Genomic DNA, 24,158 nt, shown 5'->3' on the forward strand with positions numbered 1-24,158 from the left:
ACGATCCGGACGCCAATCCCCTTGCCTTGCCGTGGCTCAATTGACTCCCGTCACACCCGGCGCAAGGCTGGTGCCCATGTGGACTCAGCGCATCAAAACCGGACTTGTGACGACGACGGCCGCAGCTTCGCTGCTGCTCCTTGCTGCTTGCGGGCCAAGCCCAAGCCCCGCGGGAAGCAGCAGTGCCCCGCCCACCTCATCTTCCGCATCTCCGACGTCGGCCTCCCCCAGCGAGAGCAACTCGCCTTCGCCGTCCGGAACGGTCACCTCCGCAGCACCTGCCGCCGAAGGTCAATGCAAGGCCGATTCGCTGACTGCCGCCACCGATTCCACTGGCGGCGGCGCTGCCGGAAGCATCTACGAAAAATTGATCCTGACGAACTCCGGAACCACGCCTTGCACGTTGGAAGGTTTCGCCGGCGTTTCCCTGACGGCCGACGCCAACGGTGCCCCGATCGGCGAGCCCGCTACCCGTGAAACCACCACCCCCGTCACCAAGATCGAGCTTGCCCCGGGCAAATCGGCGTGGGCTGAACTGCGCTACACCCAGGCCGGAAACTATGGCGATTGCACCAAGGTTCCGGCGGCGGGTTACCGCATCTACCCGCCTAATGACACAGCGTCACTGTTCGTCGCTGAGCAACACGATGCCTGCAGCAACACCGGCATCAAACTCCTGACCATCACTGCCTTCCAGGCTGTCTAACCATCAGCCCACGGCTCGGGCTTATTCTGTCTGAGCCGTGGGGCATGATGGAGGAATGCAGGAGCAGCAGGCGTCCATCGGCGCCATAGGCCGTTTCAGCCAGGCAACCAGGGAATGGTTCCTCGGCGCTTTTTCTGCGCCCACTCCCGCCCAGGATGGTGCGTGGAACGCTATCTCTTCGGGCTCCCATGCCCTGGTGGTGGCTCCCACTGGTTCCGGCAAGACTCTTGCCGCCTTCCTTTGGGCCTTGGATAGGTTGCATTCCACGCCGTCGGATACGTTGCCCGGATTGGAGTCCGTCCCCGACGGGAAGGGCCGCGCGAAACGTCCCAAGACCAAGACCCGAGTCCTCTATATATCGCCGCTCAAAGCACTGGGCGTGGACGTGGAGCGGAATCTTCGCTCACCGCTTATCGGAATAACGCAAACCGCCAAGCGATTGGGGCTCCCGGCACCTCTGGTTACTGTCGGCGTCCGTTCCGGAGACACGACGGCGGCAGATCGCCGCTCGCTGTTATCGAACCCGCCGGACATCCTGATCACCACGCCGGAGTCCCTGTTCTTGATGCTGACGTCCCGCGCCCGGGAAACGCTGAGCGAAGTCGACACCATCATCATCGACGAAGTTCACGCTGTTGCTGGGACCAAGCGGGGCGCCCATCTTGCGGTGTCCCTGGAAAGGCTGGATGCTCTTCTACCGAAGCCGGCCCAGCGGATCGGCCTCTCTGCTACGGTGCAGCCGCGTGAGCTTGTGGCCCAGTTCCTGGCGGGCCAAGCCCCTGTGGAAATTGTGGCTCCGCCGTCCAAGAAGAACTGGAATCTCACAGTCACTGTGCCTGTGGAGGACATGTCGGACCTCCAAGGGGCTGCGGGCGCCTTTGACTCCGGCCCTGCTTCCGGGCTTCAACCCCAAGCATCCATCTGGCCCCATGTTGAGGAACAGATTGTCGATCTTGTCCTTTCCAAGCAGTCCACAATCGTCTTCGCCAACTCACGCCGCTTGGCCGAACGGCTGACAGCCCGATTGAACGAGATCCATGCCGAACGGCAAATGCTGGCCGCGGCCGGAGGAGAGTGGGGCGCTCCGGACAATGCAGAGGATTCGGGAAGCTGGGGCACCGGGCCGGCCACCAAGTCAGCGGGCGCTCCCATGTCCACGGCGACGCCGGCCCATATGATGGCCCAGGCCGGCAGCACGAGCGGCGCAGATCCTGTCTTGGCGCGCGCCCACCACGGTTCGGTCTCCAAGGACCAGCGGGCCATGATCGAGGATGACCTGAAGTCAGGCAGATTGCGCTGCGTCGTTGCCACCTCGTCACTGGAACTTGGCATCGATATGGGAGCTGTGGACCTGGTCATCCAGGTAGAGTCGCCGCCCTCGGTAGCCAGCGGCCTGCAGCGTGTAGGGCGTGCCGGCCACCAAGTGGGCGAGATCTCCGAGGGCGTGTTGTTCCCCAAGCACCGGGCTGACCTCCTGCACACCACCGTCACAGTGGAACGGATGCTAAGCGGCCAAATCGAGCGCCTCAGCATCCCCACAAATCCTTTGGACATCCTTGCCCAGCAAACCGTGGCCGCCACGGCCCTCGGCAGCATCGACGTCGAGGAATGGTTCAGCACTGTCCGTCGGTCGGCGCCGTTTGCCAGCCTGCCCCGGTCTGCATTTGAGGCCACACTGGATCTTCTTGCCGGACGCTATCCGTCCGACGAATTTGCAGAACTTCGGCCACGCATTATCTGGGACCGCCATGCAGGCACCATCGAGGGCAGGCCAGGGGCACAGCGACTTGCTGTTACGTCGGGTGGCACCATTCCGGACAGAGGCCTCTTCGGCGTGTACATCATCGGCACGGAAGTTGAGGGATCCGCATCCTCTGCCAACGCCGATGGTGAAGGTCCCAGCGCCTCCGCCCGTGCCGCGAAAGGTGGACGCCGCGTTGGTGAACTCGACGAAGAAATGGTTTACGAATCGCGGGTAGGCGATATCTTTGCCCTCGGAGCCACCAGTTGGAAAATCGAAGACATCACCCACGACCGCGTTTTGGTCTCCCCCGCTTTCGGCCAGCCGGGAAAGCTCCCCTTCTGGAAGGGCGATTCGCTCGGCCGTCCGGTGGATCTCGGCCGCGCTCTGGGAGCCTTCATCCGCGAACTCTCCGCGGCCGACCCCGCGCCAGCCATGGAGCGCTGCCAAGCGAGTGGGCTCGATGCCTTTGCCGCCGGCAACCTGCTGCAGTATCTGGAAGAACAGAAGCAAGCCACAAACATCGTTCCCAGCGATCGAACATTGGTTGTGGAACGTTTCCACGACGAGCTCGGGGACTGGCGTGTTGTTCTCCACAGCCCCTTCGGCATGCCTGTTCACGCGCCGTGGGCTTTGGCCGTTGGACAACGCCTTCAGCAGCGCTACGGCTTGGATGGTTCAGCCATGGCCGCCGATGACGGCATCGTTCTTCGTGTCCCCATGATGGAGGACGAGCCACCCGGTGCTGAGTTGTTCCTGTTCGATCCCGAAGAACTCGAACAGATCGTCACCGCCGAGGTTGGGGGCAGCGCGTTGTTCGCTTCCCGGTTCCGTGAGTGCGCGGCCCGCGCCCTGCTGCTGCCCCGCCAAAACCCCGCCAAGCGCCAACCCCTGTGGCAGCAACGTCAACGCTCTGCCCAATTACTGGATGTCGCCCGGAAGTACCCGTCCTTCCCCATCGTGCTCGAAACCGTCCGGGAATGCTTGCAGGATGTTTACGATCTGCCCGCCCTCAAAGACATCGCGGCATCAGTCGAGCGCCGCGAACTGCGAATTGTGGAGACCACCACCCAGCAGCCGTCACCTTTCGCGAAGTCCCTGCTGTTTGGCTATGTAGCTCAGTTCCTCTACGAAGGCGATTCCCCGTTGGCGGAGCGTCGGGCAGCAGCCCTCGCCTTGGATTCCACGCTGCTCAATGAGCTTCTGGGCAGGGTGGAACTGCGCGAGCTTCTTGACGCCGCAGTCATCGATGCCACGGAACGCGAGCTGCAGCGTCTGGTGCCGGATCGTCGCGTGCGCGGAATGGAAGGTGTCGCTGACCTCCTCCGGCTCCTTGGTCCACTCAGCGTCGAGGAAGTGACGGAGCGTCTTGAAGAAGGGCCGGACGCGGGCTCACACCTTGCCGCGCTCCAGAAAGCCAATCGGGCGCTGAAGGTAACGATCGGCGGCGTCGAGCGTTTCGCCGCAGTGGAAGATGCGGCCCGGCTACGCGACGCCATTGGTGTTCCCCTGCCCATGGGCGTGCCGCTTGCCTTCATTGAGCCGGTCCACGATCCCCTGGGCGACCTCGTCTCACGGTATGCGCGCACCCACGGACCGTTCACGGCGGCCGAGGCTGCATCCAGGCTGGGACTTGGCGTCGCCGTCGTCAATACTGCGCTGAAGCGACTCGCTGCAGACGGCCGTGTTGTGGAGGGTGAGTTCCGGCCACATGCTGTGGCGACGGAGAGCAGCACCGTGGAAGCGGCAAATCCAGAACTCATGTCCGCCGACGCACCGCCGTCCAGCGAATGGTGTGACGCGGAGGTCCTGCGGAAGCTCCGGCGTCGTTCCCTGGCTGCTTTGCGCGCAGAGGTTGAGCCCGTTGACACTGCCGCGTATGGGCGGTTCCTGCCGGCATGGCAGAACGTGACGGCACCGGGGAAATCGCGGAGCCAGGCATTGCGCGGACTCGATGGCATCATCACGGCGGTCGATCAACTCTCAGGCGTTCCCATCCCCGCTTCCGCATGGGAGCCATTGGTGCTCTCGAGCCGCGTGGCGGACTACAAACCAGCCATGTTGGACGAACTCATGGCGGCTGGTGAGTTGCTGTGGTCTGGAGCGGGGGCCTTGCCTGGAAACGACGGCTGGATCAGCCTCCACGTGGCTGACTCGGCCGAGCTAACGCTCAATCCTGCTCCGGACTTCGAACCAGGCGACGCCCAACAGAGGCTCCTGGACTACTTGGGCGCAGGAGGCGGTTACTTCTTCCGCCAACTCACTGAAGTGGCGGGCGGAATGGACTCTGTGTTGAGCGATGACGCCGTGGTCTCGGCACTCTGGGATCTGGTGTGGGCCGGCCGCGTCACGGGCGACACCTTTGCTCCCGTGCGCGCCATGATCGCCGGCGGGCGCACAGCACACCGGCAGGTCGCCAAGGCACCTCGCGCCCGTGCGCCGAGAATGAGCAGGTTGGGCCGCTCCCACGGTACGGGCCTTCTGGGATCCCCCGGGCTAACGGGTGGGCGCTATGGCTCGGTCTCCGGCACCGCTCCCGCCCCGCCGTCGGCCGTAGGACGCTGGTCCGCGCTGCCTTCGCCCGAACTGGACCCGACCATCCATGCACGCGGCACCGCCGAGCTTCTGCTGGATCGGTATGGCGTGGTCACCCGGGGGTCCGTCATGGCAGAAAACATCATCGGCGGTTTCGGGCTCATGTACAAAGTCCTGGCCCGACTCGAAGAAGCAGGGCGTTGCCGCCGTGGCTACTTCATCGAGCACCTGGGAGCGGCCCAATTCGCCGTCCCCGCAACGGTGGACAGGCTCCGTTCCTTCACTGAAGATGCGCGCATCACCAAGGCAGAACCCGCGGCTTTGGCACTCGCAGCCACGGACCCTGCCAACCCTTACGGCGCAGCGTTGCCTTGGCCTGCGCTGTCCGCCGACGCCGGTTCCGGACACCGCCCCGGACGGAAGGCCGGCGCTCTGGTGGTGATGGTCGACGGCGCGTTGGTCCTTTACGTTGAGCGCGGCGGTAAGACTCTGCTCACCTTCAGCCATGACGACGCCGTCCTGACGGTCGCTGCCGAAGCTTTGGTGGACGTGGTGCGACGCGGAGCGGTGGACAAGCTTTTCATGGAAAAGGTCAACGGTCACGACCTCCTGGATACGCCGATTGCTGCCGCGCTTGCGGCTGCCGGAGCCTACTCAACCCCGAAGGGGCTGCGGATCCGTGCCTGAGGGAGATTCCATTTGGCGGGCAGCCTCGCGCCTCAACGCGGCCTTGGCCGGGCAGGTCATTACAGCTTCAGACTTCCGTGTGCCGCGTTTCGCCACGCTGAACCTTGCAGGTTGGACAATGACCGAGGTGGTTCCCCGGGGCAAACACCTGCTCATGCGCTTGCTGGGACCTGAGGACGAGGAACCCCGCGCGAGCAGGAAACCCCGTGAGCTGACCATCCACTCCCATCTCAAGATGGAAGGCAGTTGGATGGTCTACCCGTCGGGACGTCGTTGGACGAAACCGGGGCACACGGCACGTTGCGTGTTGCGAACAGCTTCCGTTGACGCGGTCGGGTTTTCGCTGGGCATTCTCGAGGTGGTGCCAACCGGCGAGGAAGATCGGATCGTCGGGCACCTGGGGCCTGATCTGCTCGGACCTGACTGGGATGAAGAAGAAGCCCTCCGCCGGCTCCAAGCTGAACCTGACGTCCCCATCGGCTATGCCCTGCTCGATCAGCGGAAGCTGGCCGGGATCGGCAACATCTACCGCTGCGAAGCGTGCTTCCTTTCCGGGATCCACCCCGCGTTGTCTGTTGGCTCAGTACCGGAACTGGCCAAGACCGTCAACGATGCCAAGAGACTCCTGGGCGAGAATCTGGGTCCAGGCCTGCGGACCACTTTGGGTCCCCGGGCGATGAGGCCCGGCTACTGGGTTTACGGCAGGGCCCGTCAGCCATGCAGGCGCTGCGGAACGCCTATTCGTCGCGACGTCCTCGCAGCGCCGGATGGAACCGAGGAGCGGGACATCTACTTCTGTCCCAGATGCCAACCACTTCCATAGGACCCGAAACCCTTCACGTTCTTACTGACCTCAGGCAGCCGGCGCGGCCTCCACGGCCTCCGTAGCTTCCGCCGGGGCCGGCTCCTTGGCAGGTTCCGGGACCATGAACTTCGGCAGGAGAACCTGCACGATCGGACCGATTGCCAAGGCGTAGACCACGGTGCCCACGCCAACGGATCCACCCAGCAAGAAGCCCACGGCCAGAACCACCACTTCAATTCCCGTCCGGACGAGGCGGACAGACCACCCTGTCCGGCGAACCAGTCCCGTCATCAGGCCGTCACGGGCTCCCGGGCCGAGGCGTGCTCCGATGTAGCAAGCGGACGCGATTCCGTTGAGGATCACCGCACCGGCTAGCATCGCAATTTGTCCGCCCAGGTGTGAGAACTCCGGGATGAGCCATAAGCCCAGATCAGCGAAGACTCCCACGAGGACCGCGTTTGCCAAGGTTCCGAATCCGGGCATTTGCCGCAACGGGATCCAGAGGAGGAGGACGAGGAAGCTGACCGCGATCACCACAACCCCAATGCTGAAGCCGGTCTTTTCCGAAACGCCCTGGTGGAAGACGTCCCAAGGGTCAAGGCCAAGACTTGCGCGGATGAACATGGCCAGCGAGATGCCGTACATCGCAAGGCCGATCAGGAGTTGTGTGATTCTTCGGGTCATCATGAAACCATGGTCCTCGAAAACTGGCCTTGTATTCCATAGCCAGTTTGCAATACTGGTCCTATGCCCGGCTCACTGAATCCCACCGCACTCGTCCGTCTCCTTGGCTCTTGGAGCAACGGCGCCCTGCCCGCCTACCGCGAGCTGGCCGACGTCGTGCGTTTGCTGGTGATGGATGGGCGCATTCCGCTGGACGTCGCATTACCCAGTGAGCGTGCGCTGGCGCAGACGCTCGGCCTGAGCCGCACCACTGTCACTGCGGCCTACGCGAGCCTTCGCGAGCAAGGTTTCCTCACCGCGGGCCAAGGCAGCCGCGGCCGGACAAGCATCCCCCACCGCGACGCGCCGGTGAGCGTTCCGGGCCTTGCTGCGCCTGAGGGACTCCTGGACCTGGCCTACGCATCGCTTCCGGCCGCCGGCGAAGTTGTCCACCGGGCGTTCGCCGACGCCCTCACTGAATTGCCTGCACTGCTCCCCGGCTTCGGGTACGACGCCCTTGGAGTGCGGGCCCTGCGGCAGGCAATCGCGGAGAAGTATGCCGCGGAAGGAGTACCCACTACCGCGGATCAGATCCTGGTGACGTCCGGCGCGCAGCACGCCCTCAACGTAGTTCTCCATACCCTCGTGGGAAAGCAGGACAGGGTTCTGGTGGAACACCCCACATATCCAAATGCCCTGGACGCCATCCGGGCGGCTGGCTGCAAAGTGCTGCCTGTGGCGTTGCCGCCGCACACTTCCCCCGCCTGGGACGTTGATGCGATGGTGTCCGCAATGAACCAGCAGCGCCCCGCAATGGCCTACCTTGTCCCCGACTTCCACAACCCCACAGGGCGAATCATGTCCGATCTGCAGCGCCGTCGCTTAGCACGGGCCGCAGCAGCAGCCGGGACTGCGCTGGTGGTGGACGAGACCTTGCGCGGGTTGAACCTCGACGCCGTACGGACGTCACCGATGTCAGCCTTCAGTCCCAGCGTGGTTTCGATCGGCTCGCTCAGCAAGTCGCATTGGGCCGGGCTCAGGACGGGTTGGATCCGGGCGGACGAAGCGATGATCACCCGGTTCGTGGCGACAAGGACCACCATGGACCTGGGCGGACCCGTGGTTGAGCAGTTGGCCGCCGCGCGGCTGGTCAGGTCTTTCGCCGAGCCGCTCGATGCCCGCCTGCACGAGCTGCGACACAACCGGGAATCGCTGCTGACGTTGCTTGCCGAACACTTGCCCGACTGGGAAGTGGAACGGCCCCGCGGCGGACTCACCGTTTGGTGCCGTCTGCCCACCGCCTGCAGCACCGCCCTTACTGTGCTGGCTCCCGATTTCGGGCTTCGATTGGCAGCCGGACCGCGGTTCGGAGTGGGTGGCGCTTTCGAGCATTACGTGCGTGTCCCCTATACGTTGCCACCAGTGCAGCTCGAATTCGCCGTCGGCGCCCTACGAGCCGCCCAGGACAAGCTCGACGCTTCTCCCCAACTCCGCCGGACCCTGAAGGCCGGGCGGCCACCCGCCGTCGCAGTAGCCTAAGACGCCTTGGAGCCGCGGGCAGCTGAACCCATTCGCTGTTTCGCCGTGTTGCTTCCGGGGCCTACGGGTACATGGGATGTGGCCTTCGCCAAGCCAAAAAGCGGCATCCCGTTGTACACCACTTCAATGCCCGACGCCGGTACCTGGTACGTCTCGTGCCACACCCCAATATCGCCGCTGCCGGAGATTTCCTTCATGAACTTCCGCCAGGGACCCAGATGCGGGGATTCACGGTCCGCGGCGAAGCGCCTCAGGTGCTCGGGACTCTCCCAATAGCTGAGCAGGATGGTGGTGCGCCCAAACCATTGCTCACTGCCGAGCAACCCGGCCTCCGGATTGGCGGCAAGATGCCTCATCATCGTGGGCATAGCCGAGGCTACCCTCGCGACCTTGCCCATCTTCCACCACCGGTTGGCCCGCATCCCGATGAGGAAGACGGTCATTGTTTCGCGCCCGATGTCCGCCGTAAAACGTCCGGGAAAGATCTCCTGTGCCATGTCGCTCCTTTGGTGGGGAACCGGGAATTCTCGATTTCCGGGTTTCATAACGTTGTTATGAAACAATGTTATGAAACACTTGGAGGCATGGCAAGACCCATCGTTCATGATCAGCACGTTCAGCAACGGCTCCTGGAGGTCACCGCAGAGCTCGTGGACCGCGAAGGCCCCGCGCGTGTCACTCTCCGCGATGTTGCTGCAGCCGCAGACACCTCCACCTCGGCGATCTACTCGCTCTTCGGGGGCAAAGCGCAACTCTTGACGGCCGCCGTCGACGACGGCTTTCGCTCCTTTGGGGAGTCTCAACAGGACGCAGCCAAAGACGGACTTCGCGGCCTGGGCCGGGCGTACCGCGCGTGGGCCTTGGAGCATCCGGCACTTTACCGGCTCATGTTCAGCGGGGCACTGGCCGCCTACGTGGATTGCAGCCCGACGCCGGAAGTCGCCTCAGCCTCGATGCTCCCCCTGGTGGAGTCAGTAGTCGCCGCCCAAGGTGCTGGGAGGATCCGTTCGGATGATCCCTCCGTCATCGCAATGGCCATTTGGGGACAGGTGCATGGGCTCGTCAGCCTGGAGCTGGCGCGGATGAATGAACCCGAAACGGACTGGGCCGGAATCTATGAAGCCTCCCTCGAAGCAGTCGCCCGCGCTTGGGCCCCTTAGACGGAAACTGACTGGCAGAAGTGGTTGTTCTCAGCGCGCTGAAAACAACCACTAATGCCAGCCAGTTGGGCAAGTACTTCCTACGCGTACACCTTCTCCAGGAACGCACCCCACGCCTTCGCCGTCAGCTCAGAGTCCCCCGAGCCACCGAATTCATGCACGGTCATGCCCACCGGCGCACCAAAAGCGTTCCTGCCGAAGAAGCGGTACAGCGTATCGGCGGTGCGCAGGCCCAGGAAGTTCTCGTTGGAGAAGTCCACCTCGCCACTCAGCCTGCCCCCGCCGTCGACGTCCACCTCAAATGGCGTACCGGCTGCCACGCCGTCCACGCCCAAAGCCTTTTTCAGCTGCACAAAACCGTCCGCAGTCTGCGACGAAGCGGGCGCCTGGATATCCGTGAAGACCACGGGCTGCCCATCGAAATACTGCAGGTACTGACCCAGGGTGTGGAGGTAGAACTCCGTGTGCTTGCTGGCACCGTCGTACTGCTCGTCCCAGTTGTCAGCGAAGATCCCGCTGTGGACGTAGTGGAGCTTTGCCCGGCCACCCTCAACGGGCTCCAGGACGTGCTCCAACTGGTTGAACCAACCGTTGGGACCCTCCATCCGCGACACAAGATGGCTGGGGTATTCCTCGACGGTTTTCACATCGGGCCACTGATCCGTGGGGAACATCCAGGCCGCCGTGTCCTTGGTGACCGCCTGCCACACCCGCTCGGGAGTAGCCGGCAGTTCGGTGTCCGCCACGATCTCGAATTTCCGGTTGTCAGTCATTGCCTTGTTCCTTTTCTGCTGTTTTTTCCGTTGACGGGGTCTTGAGTGTGGGATGAAGTACGACGACGAGCCGGTGCTTTCGTGCGCCGCCTGCCACGGCGGCAGCACCGCCGTCGTGGTACTTATCGACGAGCCGCGTGACCGCCACGCCGAGCTCCTCAGCGAAAGCGGCGCGTTCCGCGGCTGAGCGGAAAGTAATTTCTCCATCGATCGCGAAGCTCGCGAGCTTCTTCTTGGCGGCTGCCGCACCCGAAATGAGCTTCCCCATTTCCTGGACGGTGCGGGAGGCGAGCGCCAGGAGCCAGAAAGCGGAGAACCTGTCGGCGAAACGCTGCGGATCCGGGGCCACCGAAGCCAACGCAACGGGCGAGATCAGGTACGAGGCAGCCGTCGCCTGGAGAACGCGCTCGGTGACGTTTCCTTTCCGGCGTTCTTCCACAAGCTCCACCAGGCCATGCCGCTCGAGGGCCTTGAGGTGGTAGTTGACCTTTTGCCGGGGCAGCCCCACCTTGGCGGCCAGTTGAGTGGCCGAGCCCGGTTCCGCCAGCTCTTGAAGTATGCGTGTGCGGATCGGATCCAACGACGCCTCTGCCGCAGCTGCGTCCTCAATCACTTCGATGTCCAACATGCTTCAAGTATGCCAACCGACAATTTTTCTTGTCAAGAACTTTTTTGTCGTCGGTGTGAACCTGTGTTGTGGGTACCGGTTTGCGTGCTCCTCCAGCCCCAGGGCACGCAGAGCAGGCCCCACAACGGGAGCCACAGTAGAATTGTCCGGTGATGCAATCCCCCCTTCCCGTGCGCGACGGCGTAAACGCGACCCGCCTGCGCCTCCCGGACGAGGGGCCGTGGGATACCGCGATGGACTACATGATGCACCGTTGGGGACACATCGATCCCCAAGGCATCGAAGACCGCTTCGACGCCGGCGAAATCGTGGGCGAAGGCGGCGTGCGCCTGAACAGGAGCACCAAACTCGAGGACCACACCTTCATTTGGTACTACCGGACACTCCCTCCGGAGACCCGCCTGCCCGTGGAAATCAACATCCTGCATCAGGACGAACACATCCTCGTGGTGGACAAGCCGCATTTCCTGCCCACAACACCCGGCGGCACTTACATCCAAGAGTCCGCCTTGGTCCGCCTGCGGAACCTGCTGAATCTGCCGGACCTCATTCCCATGCACCGCCTGGACCGCATGACGGCGGGCATTTTGCTGCTGTCGACCAACCCAGAGACCCGCGGCCGGTACCAGGTTCTCTTTGAGAAGCGCCAGGTCCAGAAGGAATACGAGTGTGTGTCCGCTGCGTCGCCCGCTAATGGCCATCCCGCCGTCGAATTCCCCGTGGTGGTCCGCAATCGCATGACCAAGTCGCGCAGCTATCTGCTCGCCGAAGTTATCGACGGCGAACCGAATGCGGAAACGCGCATCGAAAGAGTCAGGACGTTCGACGCCGGCACTCACCAGCGCGCGCTGTACCGGCTGGAGCCGCACACCGGAAAGACACACCAACTCCGTGTGCACATGGCATCGCTGGGTCTGGGCATCGTCAACGACGCCTTCTATCCGGACCTCCTGGACAAGGCCCCGGACGATTACAGCAAGCCGCTTCAATTGCTGGCCCGCGGCATCACCTTCGTGGATCCCATCACCAAGGAGCGCGTGGAATACCGTAGCCAACTGGAGCTCAGCGAAGCCCACGGCTGACCCTTTCGCGGAGCCCGTTCCTTCCTCTACAGCACAGGACTACCATGGGTTTGCTGGTCAGAATCCGGGAGTTCCGATGAAGCAATTCACTGAAATGCCGGGCGACAGGACCGCTTCGGCCTTCGCCTACTCTGCTGCGGCAGTCGGCGTTGCCGGCGTCCTGACGCTCGGGGCCATGTACGCCGTGGAAGTCCCCAAAGGCGGCCCGTTCGTTTTCGGTGCTATCAACGACGCCACAGGCGCCGTGTTCAACGTGCTCGTGATCCCAGTGATCCTCCAAGTCCATAAACGCCTTCCCCAAGCACCATGGACCGAGCCGCTGAAATGGGTAACGGTGGCCGCCTGCGCGGCCGGAGCCACAAGTTCCGCGCTGCTGGTTCTCAAGGTCCTGGGGTTCGAGCCATCAACAGCAATTTCCGTGGCCGCCATTGTGATCCAAGGCGTCTGGTTCCTCGTGGCGCACAACAGGCTTCTCCACGTTGAGGACTACCCGAAGGGGCTCGCGAAGCTTGGACGGTTCATCGGCGGAGCTCTTCTGATCGGGCTTCCCGTTGCCGGCGTCGGCTTCCTCATTCCCGGGCCCGAGTGGCTCCGCTACGCAGTGATGGGAGCGGGTTTCGTCGCCGGGGCGTCATCGTGGACAGCCTGGCCATACTGGTACTTCAAAGCGGGCAGGTTCCTTAGCCACAAAGCCGCCGTCCACCCTGCTGGTGACGTCAGGCCCGAACCCGCCTGACCGGGAGCAGCCCGGCGCCCCTCAGGACTCAAACATCAAACACTGCCCGAAAGACCGCCGTCGTGTCCTCCGAAAACAGGACGAACTCCACCAACTCAAGTCCGCTGGCGGTCGCGGCACCATCTGAAGACTCAGATGAGAACGAGCCCACGGCGTCGAACGCTACTTCCGCGACCTCCCGGGCATCCCAACCATAGATTCCGGCGCTGATTGCAGGAAAAGCGACGGACCGTGCACCCACGTCCACCGCGGCATTCAGGCTTTCCCGGAAGCAAGAGGCGAGCAGTGCGGGATCGGTTTGGCCAGCGTGCCGGTTGGGACCCACGGTATGAATCACCCAGCGCGCCGGGAGCCTGAATCCGGGGGTCACGACGGCAGCCCCCACAGGCAGCCCGTCCGGCAGTTTGCTGCGACGAACCTCCCTGCAGGCCTGAAGCAGTTCCGGCCCGGCGGCCCGATGTATGGCGCCGTCCACTCCCCCTCCGCCGAGCAATGAAGAGTTGGCGGCGTTAACTATCGCATCGACGTCGCGCGTGGTGATGTCCCCGTGCAGGATTTCGATCTGCATTGCGCCAGCCTCCCGCCGAGCGGCCCGAGCGGCAAGTGCGGTACCTTGTGCCAATGGACTTCATCGCCCCCGAGACGTGGGGATCCGCAATTTACTTGTGGATCGTTCCCATGGTGCTGGGCGATGCCATCTTCCCACCGATCCCGTCCGAAATGGTGGTGATCACCGGCGGAGCACTGGCCGCCGAAGGCCACGCCAATTTCTGGCTCATCCTGCTGCTCGCAGCCTTCGCGTCCTGGCTCGGGGACATGGCAGTCTACTTACTGTTTAACGCGGCGGGTGAGCCATGTACTGGATCGCTGGGCATGGGGCAGGAAAGTCCACCGTGGAATCCACGAGGCCATCGCCAAGGCAGGCCGATCCTCCACTTATGGGGCTATCATCGGCGCGCGGTTCGTCCCAGGCGGCAGGCTCGCAACCTCGTCCGCAGCTGGAATCGCCAACGTCTCCGCCCGCGGTTTCAGCCTCTGCGCCGGATTGGGCGCCGTGCTGTGGGCCGTGTGGCAAGTCGGGCTGGGCTACTTCACGGGCTCCGCAACCAAACTGCCGTTCTGGGCCAGCTCACTGATCGGGGTAGGCGTCGGCTTGGTCATTGGTGTGGTGGTCGGATTGATCGTCACGCGACGGCGCGGGAGCCGCTCCCCGGTGGATGAACCGTTCGACGGCGACGTGCCCCAGCCGGAGTAACGCAAGCCTAGATCGGCGACCAGCGTCCGCGGCTACGGCGCAACACGTAGAGGCTACCCGTCAGCGCAACGCGTTCGACGGCGTCGCGCATCATCGCGGCCGACGTCCGGGCTTCGTCGTTCTCACCCGAGTAGTCGCGGTCGTTCACTGTGAAGCGCAGGCTGAGTTGCGGGACACCTGCGACGATATCGAGCTGGTTCGATTCGACATGATGACGGGTTTCCAAAGCTTCTATCGCAGCCGCCATGACCGATTCGGGAGGGTTGCCAGGCTTGAGGCCAGTGATCTTCAACTTGGTCTGGAACGACGGCATCCAACAACCCTAACGCTCAAGCGCAGGTGCTTTAAGCCGGAACGCTCCCCCACCCCGTTCGAAAGTTCGTGGGGTGAGAGAGCGTTCCGGAAAAACGGGCGCCGATGTGAGAGAGCGTTTAGCCTGTGTTGCGCAGGCCGGCGGCCACACCGTTGACGGTGATCAGCATGGCGCGCTGAAGCCGCTCATCAATCTCTGCGCCGGACACCGACTCCTCGCGCACACGGCGGAGCAGTTCCACCTGCAGGTAACTGATCGGGTCCAGATACTGATCACGGATTTCCAGCGACCGCTTCAGGGTGGGCTGGGCGTCAAGGAGTTCAAGCTCCCCGGTCAGCCGCTCGATTTCAGCAACCGTGAGCTCGTACTCGTCCCGGATCATGTGGAACAAGCGGTGCAGTTCTTCAGGAACCAAGGACGAAACGTAGTGTCCTGCGATCTCCATGTCGGTCTTGGCCAGGGTCATTTCGACGTTGGAAATCACCGAACGGAAGAAGTGCCAGCGGTCCATCATTTCCATGAGCTGGTCGGCGTCACCGGCTTCGCGTGCCGCCTTCAGGCCGGAGCCCACACCAAACCAGCCAGGAACGATCTGGCGCGACTGCGTCCAGCCGAACACCCACGGGATCGCACGAAGGCCGCCCAGGCCAGCCCCGGAATCGGGACGCTTGGAGGGACGTGATCCGATGTTCAAGGAACCCAGTTGCTCCACGGGTGTGGACGCCAGGAAGTAGGCCGGAAGATCGGCGTCGTCGATCAATGCCCGGTAGCGTGCAAAGGCAGCATCGGAAATGGTTTCCATGACGTTCGCATAGCGCACGCGCTCATCTTCAGAAGTACGCGGAGTCCGGTGCAACGCAGAACCCTGCATGACAGCTGCCAAGGACAACTCAAGGTTCTCGCGGGCAAGCTCGGGAAGTGAGTACTTGTCCGAGATGACCTCGCCCTGCTCCGTGAACTTAATTTCGCCCTCGAGGACACCATTGGGCTGGGCCATGATGGCGTCGTACGTCGGACCACCTCCACGTCCTACGGAACCACCACGGCCATGGAACAAACGGACCCTCACACCGTGCTTGGCGGCCACATCGCGCAGCTTCCGCTGGGTCTTGTGGATCTCCCACTGGCTGGTCATGACTCCGGATTCCTTGTTGGAATCGGAGTACCCGAGCATGATTTCCTGGACGTCGCCGCGGAGACGGACCAGTTCACGGTAGGACGGATCAGAGAGCAACTGATCCACAATCTCAGCGGAGGCGCGGAGCTCCTCGACGGTTTCCAGCAGTGGAGCAAAGCCGATCTTGGCGTGCGGCTTTGCCCCGAAGAGGTCAATCAAACCGGCTTCGCGTGCCAGGACAGCGGCGGCCAGGACGTCATCGGCGCCCCGGGTCATGGAAATGATATATGTTTCCACGACGTCCGGACCGTACGTGTGCAGGGCCTGGCGGATGCTCCGGAAGACGTCATAAGTGCCGTCCGCGGTGCCTTCGAGCTTGATCGGGTGGCCAGAGAGCGGGCGGCGTGAGGCCAGCTCGGCACCAAGGAATTCGAAACGTTCCTCGCGGGTCAAGGAGGCGTACGGCTTCTCGGTACCAAGACGATCCACAAGCTGTCCGACGGCGTCGTGGTGGTAATCGGCATGTTCACGGATGTCCAGGGTTGCCAAGTGAAGGCCGAAGGCTGCGATCGCACGGCGGACACGGGCCAACGCGCCGTCGGCAACAAGGCCAGCGGCGTGGTTCCGGAGCGACGCTTCGAGCAAGCCGAACTCGGCCAACAGCTCACTTGTGGTGGCGTAGTCCCGGCCGGGCTCATGATAGGTCGAGGCGGAAACGCGGCGGCCCGTATTGATGAGCTTGGCTTTGATACACGTGAGCTTGAGTCGGTAAGGCTCCTGGGCATTGAGCTCCAGGATGCGCTTATCCAGGCCGGGAAGGTTCTTGAGGTCCACGTCGATCGAGTCCAGCAGTTCCTGGTCAGCCCCGAACAAAGCCGTGGAGTTGGACAGGACCGAGATCAGCTCATCGATCAACGCGATACTGATCCGAACCGCGTTCTGGTTCTGCAACTGCAGGATTTCGCGCGTAACTGCCGCGGTAACGTTGGGGTTTCCATCGCGGTCGCCACCGATCCAGGAACCGAAACGCAGCGGCGCGCTGGCAGCAGGCAGGACCACGCCGTGCTCGGAAAGAAGCTCGGAAAGGTCAGTCAGCATCTCCGGCATGGCGTCCGTGAGGATGCTGTTCAGGTAGTAGATCGCGTTACGCGCTTCATCCACGGGCGTTGGCCGGACCTGGCGAAGCTCATCGGTCTGCCACATTTGGTCGATGATTTCCGAGAGCTGGCGATCCTGCCGGCGTCGGGCAGACGTTCCCTCTTCAGTGGGCTGGGCTAGTACGTCGGAGAGTTTGCGGACCTTGTCCAGCACTGAGCGTCGGGAGGCCTCTGTGGGGTGCGCCGTGAAAATGGGCCGAACATCAAGCTCGTTTACCACGTCCTGAAGGACCTGCGGCCCAGCCTGGCCGGCAATTTCCGTGACGGCCTTTGCAAGCCAACCGTCCTTCTCCTGGCGGGTCCGAAGCCCGCGGACGCGGTGGACCTGCTCGGCCGCATTGCTGAGGTGGAAATAGAACGCGAAGGCACGAACCAGATCCGTCGCCTGGTCCAGCGGCAGGGAGGCGAGCAATTCGCGGACCTGGGCAACGACGTCGTGCGCGCTCCATGGACCGGTCGCGTCGGCTCCGCCCCGTGCGGCTTCTTTGGATTCCTTGGTCAGCAGGCGGACCTGCTCCACAAGCTGCAGCAATTCCGGGCCGTGTTGTCGCACCAGGGACTCACCCAACAGGGTGGAAACGCGGCGCACATCGGCCCGCAGTTCTGCGGCGAGATCGGTGTCTTGATGGGCAGTGTGAACCATAGATACTTACCTTCGGGATCTGGTTTGGCTCGTACACTGCGCTGGATACTGTGAGCCGGGTTACTAATGTTTCCTACGGGATCTTACCCGCACAGGACTCTACTGCGGGAATACGTCTCAGATTTTGGCGTCACCGGATTGCTGCTTAGAGGCTTTGCTCGTCGACGGCGGCAGGACCACCTTCCCGGTGAACAGCCCGGCCTCTGCGGCGCCCGGGCCGGCTACCAATTTCTCGTGCCTTCGCTGCCGCATTTCCTCGCGGGCTGCCGCGGCCTCCATTTTGGTCGGCGCACCTGTGGCCGGCTCGATCATGGAGAGGACACTCCCGAGTGTGCCCGTTGCTCCCTTCGCGGAAACACCCTTCTGCACCAGCCGTGTGCCAGCCCAAACCGACCCCACAATCAGTGCAAGGCTTACTACTGCCGCCATCACGGATTCCATGCCCATGCGCTCAGGGTACGCCTTGGGATGAGTACCGGACAGCCCGTGATTACGGGGGCCAGGCGTTCCGCAACACCTCCCAATGCCCGGCGGTCATCAGGCTTGCGGGTGTCACGGACACGGATGTCGCCCCGCCCCGAACAGCCTCATGCAAGGCCGTTTCGAACCTTTCCGGGGAGATCGTGCCGTCATTGGACCAGAGTCCGATAGACAATGACATACGGGAGCCCGCGCGGTGGGTCAGGGCTTCTGCGAGATCCTTTGTCTGCGGCGAGCGCTCGGCATTGAGTCCTACGTACTCCCAAACGTGGAGCCGGTGGAGCTGCTTGAGCAAGAGGTCGTAGTCATGGCCGCTATCGGCGCGGTCCGCCGACGGTGAATCCCGCGGCGAGCGCACGTCCATCTCCAGCCGGACACTATAGGGTTCGACGGCGGCTCCCACCCTGCGCACGATGTCAGCCATGGCTTCGCTCCGCCACGTGCTGATCCGGGCATCCGACTGGTCGATGCCGCCTTCGTGGTTTCTGGGCCAGTCTTTTTCTCCGGTGGTGGCTTTGAAGTCATCGAAATCTTCACTGCCAAAGGTGAAATCATCGAACATCAATTCCGTGAGATTCACGGCTGTGGGCCGGTACTTCTTCGCGACGGCGGCAGCCAGGGAAGCCAAACGGGCGCCGGCCTTGCCGTGCCGCAGGGACGACACACTGGCGAAGGACTTGGATGGCTCGCCAGCGATATTTCGTCCTGCCAGGGAGGGGTCCTCACTCAGCGCACGATCCAACAGGACATCGATCGTGAGGATCACATCACGTTCCTTGCCGTTTTTCGCCGCCCCCAATGCTGAGATCGCCTCCGCCACGAAGTCCCGGCCAGTGCGGGAAACCTCATAGGAGGTCGCCTCGGGTTGGCCGGACCAGGGAAAGGCCGTCCAATCTGTGCGTCCCACGGAGATCGATACTGCGGTGGCGTCTACAGCTTCCAATCGTTCCGCTAAGTCCACAAGGTGAGACCGGTCCTCGTTGACAACGTCCTCAAAGCCAAGATTCACCATGCGGTCCACAGGACGAATCTCCGGTTCTTCTGCGCACGCAGCGATACCCGTCAATGCAACGCCAAGGAGAACCGCGCTCACCAGGGCGGCACTTAGCCTTGCGACCAGCATCGTGGGTCCAAAAGCCTTCATACTCGCATCTCGTAGCTGGGGCTGGCCTCGGTGGCAGTTACGGAAATGACGCCCGTCCGTTGCAACTTGTTCCATACGGCAGGGCTGCCGCGGATCTCCTTGATAATTGCACTGGCTAAAGCCAGGCCAACGAATACGGAATACAGCGGCCATAGTGGCAGCGTCCATAGAAAGCGAAGATCCTTCCATGAACGATTGAGGCCAATGGAGAAGACAATCAGCGCGAGGGACACAAACAGTCCCAACCAACCAAGAATGGCGAGGACTTCAGCGGGTACGGGACCCGAACCGGCAAGGTACAGGAAGGGCAGCACCGCCAAAATGGCAAGTTGCAGCATGGGGATCACCACCATGGTGATGGCGTTGAACAAAAGGAACATGCCAAACAGCCCGTAACGCCGACGCCCAAGCATCCCGATATGCATCCGGAGCGTCTGCAGCAAGCCCCGCGACCACCGAACACGCTGCCGCCACAATCCGCCCATCGTTGACGGCGACTCGGCATAAACCAGGGCTGAGGGCTGGAACCTCACCCGGTAGCCGGCCTTATAGACACGCCACGTAAGCTCAAGGTCCTCGCCGAGCGTGTCCTCGTGAAAACCGCCTACCAGCTGGACCACGTCACGGCGGAAGGCACCTATGTTCCCGGAGACGATTGGCAGACAATGCAACAAGGACAAGGCCCTGCGGACCAGACCGGTTCCGACGTGGCTCAGGACGGCAAGCATCATCGTTTGAACGCGATTCAGGTTAACCGGCCGGTCATCGCCGCATACCGCTCCCACCTTGGTGTGATCAAACCCCTCGAGCATGCGCATCAAGGTGTCGGGTGCAAAAATTCCGTCGGCGTCGACAAACATCAGGATGTCGCCATTGGCCTTGGCTATTCCATAATTGAGCGCAGCTCCCTTCCCTGCGTTCGTTTGGGAGAGAAATCGGACGCGATCATATTGATCTGCAAGCCCAGCCATGATGCTGGCGGTGGAATCAGTGGAACCGTCGTCCACGAGAATCACTTCCAGACGTAAATAGCGGCTGGCCAGTATCGACTCGACGCACTTGGTGATCACCACGGCCTCGTTATAGCCGGGCACGATCACAGAGACCAGGGGCCGGTCAATGATGACGGAATAGCGATGCTTGGCAGAGTTGGAACGGTAAAGCCGGTTGAAATACAAGGCCAGTGGAACGTAGACGATTTTGACCACGCCGAAACTGAGAATCAGCACGCCCCCAATTTGGACAAACGCCAGGGCAGCATCAAGAGGTGTCACGCAGGCCTTCCGGTTAATCGACCGGCGACATATCGGTAAAGGACGTTCTCCAGGAGTTCAGGGGCGAACGCACTGTTTGCGCCAAACCTCGCATTGATTTCCAGTACCACCGGACTTCCGTTCTGCAGGCGGCGCACGTCCACGTCTACAGGTCCTGTCAACCCGAGCGCCGTCACGGCTGAATCAGCCAATTGGGCCACGTCCGTGCTCTCGGCTCCCTCATTCCTCCTGACGGACAGGGCGTTACCTACCCGTCCCTCTTTGAGTTCTGTCTTCTCCAGCACCACCACAAGATCGCCCTGACCCGGCTCCGGCCTGTGGCGAAGGACCACGGGTGCGTACTCCGTTCCAGGGGCGAATCGTTGCACGATCCAGGAATCGTCCAAGGAGGACCAGACGTGGGCCGCGTTCCGGCCGCCGTCGCCAGTCTTTTCCAGGACCTGGACCCCGCGTCCGCCGCGGGAAATCCGCGGCTTGACCACCAGGGATCCTCCTAGCCGCGCCATCGCCTGGTCAACAGAGGCGAAATCGCCGGGCAGCCCGAAATCGGGGACGGCGACGCCTGCATTGGCAAGGCACCTCATGGTGAGGAATTTGTCATTCGCGATTCGAACGGGTGCGGGGTCGGCAATAAGGACCTCGACATTGGGAGCGAAGCCTTGCCGGGCTTCGGAAACCAGGACGAGTTCATCGCTGACGGTGGGCACCACGAGCTCGATGCCATGGGCGCCCACCAGTCCCCGCAGTTCCCACAGGTAGTCGGGAGAACTGGACGCTGATACCAACGAGACCATGTCAGCCGCAGAACCGTGGACCTGTTGCATATCAACGCCCAGGACCCAATGTCCCAGTTCCCTGAACTGGCGCGCCAAGGAGGAGCCAGCTGGTCCTCCAACGCCTGTTACGAGTACCCGAACCATCAGAACTCCCCTACGGCAGAGCCAAGCAATCGAACGGGTTCGAAACCCTCTGCATATGTCGTCTTCACTTGCGAGCCCCTGAACGCTGCGAGACTGCGTACTCTTTCTGCGCTCATGTAAGGCTTGCCCTTTTGGTTCCGGTGCATGGCGACGGCGTGAATCTTCACGTCCACATACCCCGCGATATCCACGAAGACGCTGGGATCGAACTGCCGTGTGGATGAAGGACTCTCAAAGCAAAGGATGGAGGAGTGCTGGCGGGCTGCCCGCATGGTCGCACTGTGTACGGCCTGATGGTCCTGGTGGTAGTCGTTACGGGAATGGGTGATCACGACGTCGGGGCGAAAATCGTCCATCACGGCCTCAATCGCCTGGACCATTTCATCCCCATGGTCCGCGAGGCTGGTGTCCGTAAAGTCGTGGACATGGACCTTGGACGCACCCATGAAATCCGAGCCCGATGCCGCTTCAGTCACACGGACTGCGCTGTCTCCTCCTTTTCCCCCTGAGCTCATCACCATGGTTCGGACTTCATGCCCGGCATCTGCCAGTTTGGCGAGGGTGGCACCGCAAGCCAATTCCAGGTCGTCCGGGTGCGCTCCTATGGCCAGCACCCTTCGAGGCTGCATGGCCACACCATGGTGAATCCTGAAGGCCGGCGCGACAAGAAAGCCCACAATCAACCCGGCTCCTGCGAGCAGGACTACAACCTCAAGCCAGGGGCGCTGCGCCGGCCCCATTGCGCATCCCATCAGTGACAGCAACAGTAGGGCGCCCAAACTTGCCATGGCCCAACGGAGGCCGTGCGGCGAGCTGAACCTGCGAACGAACCAGTTTTGACCGATCGGGACCAAAGCCCAGACCGCCGCCGACGCGCCCAGCAAGCCTGCAACGGCCAAAAACGTTGCTTTCATATTTCCCCTAAATTGCACAGATAAATGGGCAGCTGCCCTCTCAGGGCACCGCCTCTGAGGTAGTGGCCGGAGCAATTGGTTCGTGACGCTGTATCTGGCAGTGATTCGTGGTCAGTATTTGTGCACGAATTCGCCCGCTGCAAGACCACTTCCACTCAAGGAATATGTCAGGACACCGGTGCCCTTTTTACGCTTGGACTGGGCTGAAACCTGAAAATGAAGGTCGCTCCGCCGTGCCGAAGCTGTAGTGCATGTGACGGCTGTTCGTCCCTCCATGGAGCACGACCACCCGTCCGGAGCAAGCAGCGAACTCTCCTGGATCCGTGCATCCATTTCCACTGAGAACACGGCCTTGGCTGGTCCTAGAGTCTGTGAGCCGCCGATCCCAAAGTCCACCTCCATGGCGGTCATGCCGGAACCTCGGTCCTTTGGTATCCGCACCGAGGCTGTCACCGCTTCAAGTAACGCGGGAAGGGCTGTTGCCGCTGATGAGTCGGGGTTCGGTGATGGAACAGATTGTTGAGGCGTCGGCTGGGATTCCACGCCAGAAGGTACCGGGGCGGCCACCAAGGGTTCGGCCCCGGCGTTTGACGGCGCCGGCTCAACCGCAGCTGGCGACACAGTCGATGGCGGGCTGGGCATCGGCGTCGCGGTGGGAGAGGGGCCATGAGTCCCTACGAATGACTCCTGTCGGGAGGAACTTGTCTCAATGGCCAACTGCTCCATGGCGACATCCGGCGTCAAGCGACCCACAATTCCAACCGCGCCTAGAGCCAGGCCCAATCCTGCTACCGCTACCATGGCCATTACCGCTGGTTGCCCGATAGCCGGGACCACTATCGCTGCCTTGATGTGGACCAGCCCTCCCAGGAAACCCAGTCCGGCACCCTTGGCTGCCAAGGTGGCGAGAGGTATGCCGGTCACCAGCGGGATAAGCACAGCCCTCATGGTTCCCTGCACGTCCTTTAGTTCCGAGAGGGCGCCGGTGCATTTCGAGCAACCATTAAGGTGCTGACGCATCTTGCGTTCAGCAATCCTTGAAAGTCCTCCTCGAATGAAAGTACCGAGTTTCGATGCGAATCCAGCGCAGTCGCTGTCCGGTTCTTCCGCCACGTGGGCCTGCAGGTATTGCCGCCTCAGGCCTTCCCTTGCCCGCAGCGCCAGTGCTGACACGGCATTCGCGGACAGACCCAGGAGTGGTGCCACCGCCGCTGGCTTCATTCTTTCCACGTCCAGGTACCACAGCACGGCCTGCCATCGTTCGGGAAGCGCGCGAAATGCCTTTGCCACCGTGTGCGATTCGAAGGCTTTGACTACGGCATCCGGATCCGGCAGCGTACGGTCAAGAATGGCGTCGTCGCTGCTGGGCAGCGACCTCCCGGCCTTCCGGTTCCGATGATGTGACAGACGGGTGACAGTGGACAGCAGATACGCCCTGAAGAAGTTGTCCGGCCCACGTCCCGCAACGAGACTCTGCAATACGGCTTGGAAAGCCTCGGCCACAACATCCTCGGCATCACTTGGATTGTCCACGTTTCGCCGGGCCACTGTGGACGCGACGGACACATGGCGTTCGTACAGTTCGTCGAATGCTGACATGTCACCGCCACGCACCAACCCGATAAGATGACCATCGCTCTCAACTCCTGCGTTGGAAGCGTTGTCAGTACCTGTCCCGGATGCCATTTAAGGCACCCCCACAACGTATAAAATCGTGCCCATATATACGCAGTGGGCATCAACCTCAAGTCATGACGCGAATTTGTATAGACTCTTTACCAAAGAGATCCTTCCACCGCTTTTCGTCATGAATCCTTATCCGGACGCACTATTCCGATATGACATCGTTCCGGACAAAATCATTCGCTGAATGCACATTTTCCCGA

Annotated in this window: 20 protein-coding genes and 1 pseudogene; 8 read left to right on the forward strand and 13 right to left on the reverse strand. The window is 62.3% G+C overall.

The window, feature by feature from the left end; translation table 11 throughout:
• The first annotated feature begins 76 nt into the window (after positions 1-76).
• The 3 genes from ACTAQJ_RS12865 to ACTAQJ_RS12875 are packed head-to-tail and all read left to right on the forward strand — an operon-like array spanning position 77 to position 6,492.
• Positions 77-706 carry a DUF4232 domain-containing protein gene (locus ACTAQJ_RS12865; RefSeq protein ID WP_498696611.1) on the forward strand — a complete coding sequence of 210 codons (630 nt, stop codon included), beginning with the start codon at positions 77-79 and terminating at the stop codon, positions 704-706.
• Between the two features lie 55 nt (positions 707-761).
• The gene (locus ACTAQJ_RS12870) at positions 762-5,669 is read left to right on the forward strand and encodes an ATP-dependent helicase (protein ID WP_498696613.1); all 4,908 of its coding nucleotides are present in this window, start codon (positions 762-764) and stop codon (positions 5,667-5,669) included.
• Positions 5,662-6,492, forward strand: a complete 831-nt coding sequence (locus tag ACTAQJ_RS12875) for a DNA-formamidopyrimidine glycosylase family protein (protein ID WP_498696614.1) — start codon at positions 5,662-5,664, stop codon at positions 6,490-6,492. The genes ACTAQJ_RS12870 and ACTAQJ_RS12875 overlap by 8 nt, the downstream gene beginning before the upstream one ends.
• 30 nt (positions 6,493-6,522) lie before the next feature.
• Here the strand turns inward: ACTAQJ_RS12875 and yczE are convergent, their stop codons facing one another.
• A complete protein-coding gene (yczE, locus tag ACTAQJ_RS12880) occupies positions 6,523-7,161 on the reverse strand; it encodes a membrane protein YczE (protein WP_498696616.1) in 639 nt (212 codons plus the stop codon).
• 60 nt (positions 7,162-7,221) lie between these two features.
• Here yczE and yczR point away from each other — a divergent pair, with 60 nt between their 5' ends.
• Positions 7,222-8,676 (forward strand): MocR-like transcription factor YczR, encoded by a 1,455-nt coding sequence (gene yczR / locus ACTAQJ_RS12885; RefSeq protein WP_498696617.1) that lies wholly within the window; start codon positions 7,222-7,224, stop codon positions 8,674-8,676.
• Here yczR and ACTAQJ_RS12890 read toward each other — a convergent pair.
• Positions 8,673-9,173: a DUF4188 domain-containing protein gene (locus ACTAQJ_RS12890; protein WP_498696618.1), complete on the reverse strand. Its 501-nt coding sequence runs from the start codon at positions 9,171-9,173 to the stop codon at positions 8,673-8,675. The genes yczR and ACTAQJ_RS12890 overlap by 4 nt on opposite strands.
• Before the next feature lie 87 nt (positions 9,174-9,260).
• On the opposite strand from ACTAQJ_RS12890, the gene ACTAQJ_RS12895 reads away from it, so the two are divergent.
• Positions 9,261-9,836: a TetR-like C-terminal domain-containing protein gene (locus ACTAQJ_RS12895; protein ID WP_431118265.1), complete on the forward strand. Its 576-nt coding sequence runs from the start codon at positions 9,261-9,263 to the stop codon at positions 9,834-9,836.
• Positions 9,837-9,916: 80 nt separating this feature from the next.
• Here the strand turns inward: ACTAQJ_RS12895 and ACTAQJ_RS12900 are convergent, their stop codons facing one another.
• Together ACTAQJ_RS12900 and ACTAQJ_RS12905 are read right to left on the reverse strand one after the other, a co-directional pair.
• A complete protein-coding gene (locus ACTAQJ_RS12900) occupies positions 9,917-10,609 on the reverse strand; it encodes an SRPBCC family protein (RefSeq protein WP_498696620.1) in 693 nt (230 codons plus the stop codon).
• Positions 10,602-11,237 carry an ArsR/SmtB family transcription factor gene (locus ACTAQJ_RS12905; protein WP_431118262.1) on the reverse strand — a complete coding sequence of 212 codons (636 nt, stop codon included), beginning with the start codon at positions 11,235-11,237 and terminating at the stop codon, positions 10,602-10,604. Before ACTAQJ_RS12905 ends, ACTAQJ_RS12900 begins: the two co-directional genes overlap by 8 nt.
• Before the next feature lie 152 nt (positions 11,238-11,389).
• On the opposite strand from ACTAQJ_RS12905, the gene ACTAQJ_RS12910 reads away from it, so the two are divergent.
• Both ACTAQJ_RS12910 and ACTAQJ_RS12915 read left to right on the forward strand, forming a co-directional pair.
• Entirely contained in the window at positions 11,390-12,319 is a 930-nt protein-coding gene (locus tag ACTAQJ_RS12910) for a pseudouridine synthase (protein ID WP_498702191.1), read from the forward strand.
• Positions 12,320-12,395: 76 nt separating this feature from the next.
• On the forward strand, positions 12,396-13,055 hold the full coding sequence (locus ACTAQJ_RS12915; RefSeq protein ID WP_498696623.1) for a hypothetical protein: 660 nt from the start codon (positions 12,396-12,398) through the stop codon (positions 13,053-13,055).
• Between the two features lie 28 nt (positions 13,056-13,083).
• Here ACTAQJ_RS12915 and ACTAQJ_RS12920 read toward each other — a convergent pair whose 3' ends face one another.
• Entirely contained in the window at positions 13,084-13,623 is a 540-nt protein-coding gene (locus ACTAQJ_RS12920) for an O-acetyl-ADP-ribose deacetylase (protein WP_498696625.1), read from the reverse strand.
• A 53-nt stretch (positions 13,624-13,676) separates the two neighbouring features.
• On the opposite strand from ACTAQJ_RS12920, the pseudogene ACTAQJ_RS12925 reads away from it, so the two are divergent.
• Positions 13,677-14,310 (forward strand): annotated as a pseudogene (locus ACTAQJ_RS12925) (DedA family protein).
• A 7-nt stretch (positions 14,311-14,317) separates the two neighbouring features.
• Here ACTAQJ_RS12925 and ACTAQJ_RS12930 read toward each other — a convergent pair.
• The 8 genes from ACTAQJ_RS12930 to ACTAQJ_RS12965 form a co-directional block, all read right to left on the reverse strand.
• Positions 14,318-14,623, reverse strand: coding sequence for a hypothetical protein (locus ACTAQJ_RS12930; RefSeq protein ID WP_431118257.1), 306 nt, complete (start codon positions 14,621-14,623; stop codon positions 14,318-14,320).
• A 118-nt stretch (positions 14,624-14,741) separates the two neighbouring features.
• Positions 14,742-17,540, reverse strand: coding sequence for a phosphoenolpyruvate carboxylase (gene ppc, locus ACTAQJ_RS12935; RefSeq protein WP_498696627.1), 2,799 nt, complete (start codon positions 17,538-17,540; stop codon positions 14,742-14,744).
• A gap of 117 nt (positions 17,541-17,657) precedes the next feature.
• Positions 17,658-17,987, reverse strand: coding sequence for a hypothetical protein (locus ACTAQJ_RS12940; RefSeq protein WP_431118253.1), 330 nt, complete (start codon positions 17,985-17,987; stop codon positions 17,658-17,660).
• Positions 17,988-18,030: 43 nt separating this feature from the next.
• Positions 18,031-19,164, reverse strand: a complete 1,134-nt coding sequence (locus tag ACTAQJ_RS12945; RefSeq protein WP_498696629.1) for a hypothetical protein — start codon at positions 19,162-19,164, stop codon at positions 18,031-18,033.
• Positions 19,161-20,393 carry a glycosyltransferase family 2 protein gene (locus ACTAQJ_RS12950; RefSeq protein ID WP_498696631.1) on the reverse strand — a complete coding sequence of 411 codons (1,233 nt, stop codon included), beginning with the start codon at positions 20,391-20,393 and terminating at the stop codon, positions 19,161-19,163. Before ACTAQJ_RS12950 ends, ACTAQJ_RS12945 begins: the two co-directional genes overlap by 4 nt.
• Before the next feature lie 41 nt (positions 20,394-20,434).
• The gene (locus ACTAQJ_RS12955; RefSeq protein WP_498696632.1) at positions 20,435-21,358 is read right to left on the reverse strand and encodes an ATP-grasp domain-containing protein; all 924 of its coding nucleotides are present in this window, start codon (positions 21,356-21,358) and stop codon (positions 20,435-20,437) included.
• Complete coding sequence (locus tag ACTAQJ_RS12960) at positions 21,358-22,272, reverse strand: PIG-L deacetylase family protein (protein ID WP_431118247.1); 915 nt, start codon at positions 22,270-22,272, stop codon at positions 21,358-21,360. The genes ACTAQJ_RS12955 and ACTAQJ_RS12960 overlap by 1 nt, the downstream gene beginning before the upstream one ends.
• Before the next feature lie 111 nt (positions 22,273-22,383).
• Positions 22,384-23,958 (reverse strand): RNA polymerase sigma factor, encoded by a 1,575-nt coding sequence (locus tag ACTAQJ_RS12965; RefSeq protein ID WP_498696635.1) that lies wholly within the window; start codon positions 23,956-23,958, stop codon positions 22,384-22,386.
• Between the last annotated feature and the right edge of the window lie 200 nt (positions 23,959-24,158).

Source organism: Arthrobacter sp. alpha11c, from assembly GCF_054149985.1.

Coding starts and splice junctions, on each gene's coding strand:
- ACTAQJ_RS12865 (WP_498696611.1), top strand. CDS start 77: ATGTGGACTCAGCGCATCAAAACCGGACTTGTGACGACGACGGCCGCA.
- ACTAQJ_RS12870 (WP_498696613.1), top strand. CDS start 762: ATGCAGGAGCAGCAGGCGTCCATCGGCGCCATAGGCCGTTTCAGCCAG.
- yczE (WP_498696616.1), bottom strand. CDS start 7,161: ATGATGACCCGAAGAATCACACAACTCCTGATCGGCCTTGCGATGTAC.
- yczR (WP_498696617.1), top strand. CDS start 7,222: ATGCCCGGCTCACTGAATCCCACCGCACTCGTCCGTCTCCTTGGCTCT.
- ACTAQJ_RS12890 (WP_498696618.1), bottom strand. CDS start 9,173: ATGGCACAGGAGATCTTTCCCGGACGTTTTACGGCGGACATCGGGCGC.
- ACTAQJ_RS12895 (WP_431118265.1), top strand. CDS start 9,261: ATGGCAAGACCCATCGTTCATGATCAGCACGTTCAGCAACGGCTCCTG.
- ACTAQJ_RS12900 (WP_498696620.1), bottom strand. CDS start 10,609: ATGACTGACAACCGGAAATTCGAGATCGTGGCGGACACCGAACTGCCG.
- ACTAQJ_RS12905 (WP_431118262.1), bottom strand. CDS start 11,237: ATGTTGGACATCGAAGTGATTGAGGACGCAGCTGCGGCAGAGGCGTCG.
- ACTAQJ_RS12910 (WP_498702191.1), top strand. CDS start 11,390: ATGCAATCCCCCCTTCCCGTGCGCGACGGCGTAAACGCGACCCGCCTG.
- ACTAQJ_RS12915 (WP_498696623.1), top strand. CDS start 12,396: ATGAAGCAATTCACTGAAATGCCGGGCGACAGGACCGCTTCGGCCTTC.
- ACTAQJ_RS12920 (WP_498696625.1), bottom strand. CDS start 13,623: ATGCAGATCGAAATCCTGCACGGGGACATCACCACGCGCGACGTCGAT.
- ACTAQJ_RS12930 (WP_431118257.1), bottom strand. CDS start 14,623: ATGCCGTCGTTCCAGACCAAGTTGAAGATCACTGGCCTCAAGCCTGGC.
- ppc (WP_498696627.1), bottom strand. CDS start 17,540: ATGGTTCACACTGCCCATCAAGACACCGATCTCGCCGCAGAACTGCGG.
- ACTAQJ_RS12940 (WP_431118253.1), bottom strand. CDS start 17,987: ATGGGCATGGAATCCGTGATGGCGGCAGTAGTAAGCCTTGCACTGATT.
- ACTAQJ_RS12945 (WP_498696629.1), bottom strand. CDS start 19,164: ATGAAGGCTTTTGGACCCACGATGCTGGTCGCAAGGCTAAGTGCCGCC.
- ACTAQJ_RS12955 (WP_498696632.1), bottom strand. CDS start 21,358: ATGGTTCGGGTACTCGTAACAGGCGTTGGAGGACCAGCTGGCTCCTCC.
- ACTAQJ_RS12960 (WP_431118247.1), bottom strand. CDS start 22,272: ATGAAAGCAACGTTTTTGGCCGTTGCAGGCTTGCTGGGCGCGTCGGCG.
- ACTAQJ_RS12965 (WP_498696635.1), bottom strand. CDS start 23,958: ATGGCATCCGGGACAGGTACTGACAACGCTTCCAACGCAGGAGTTGAG.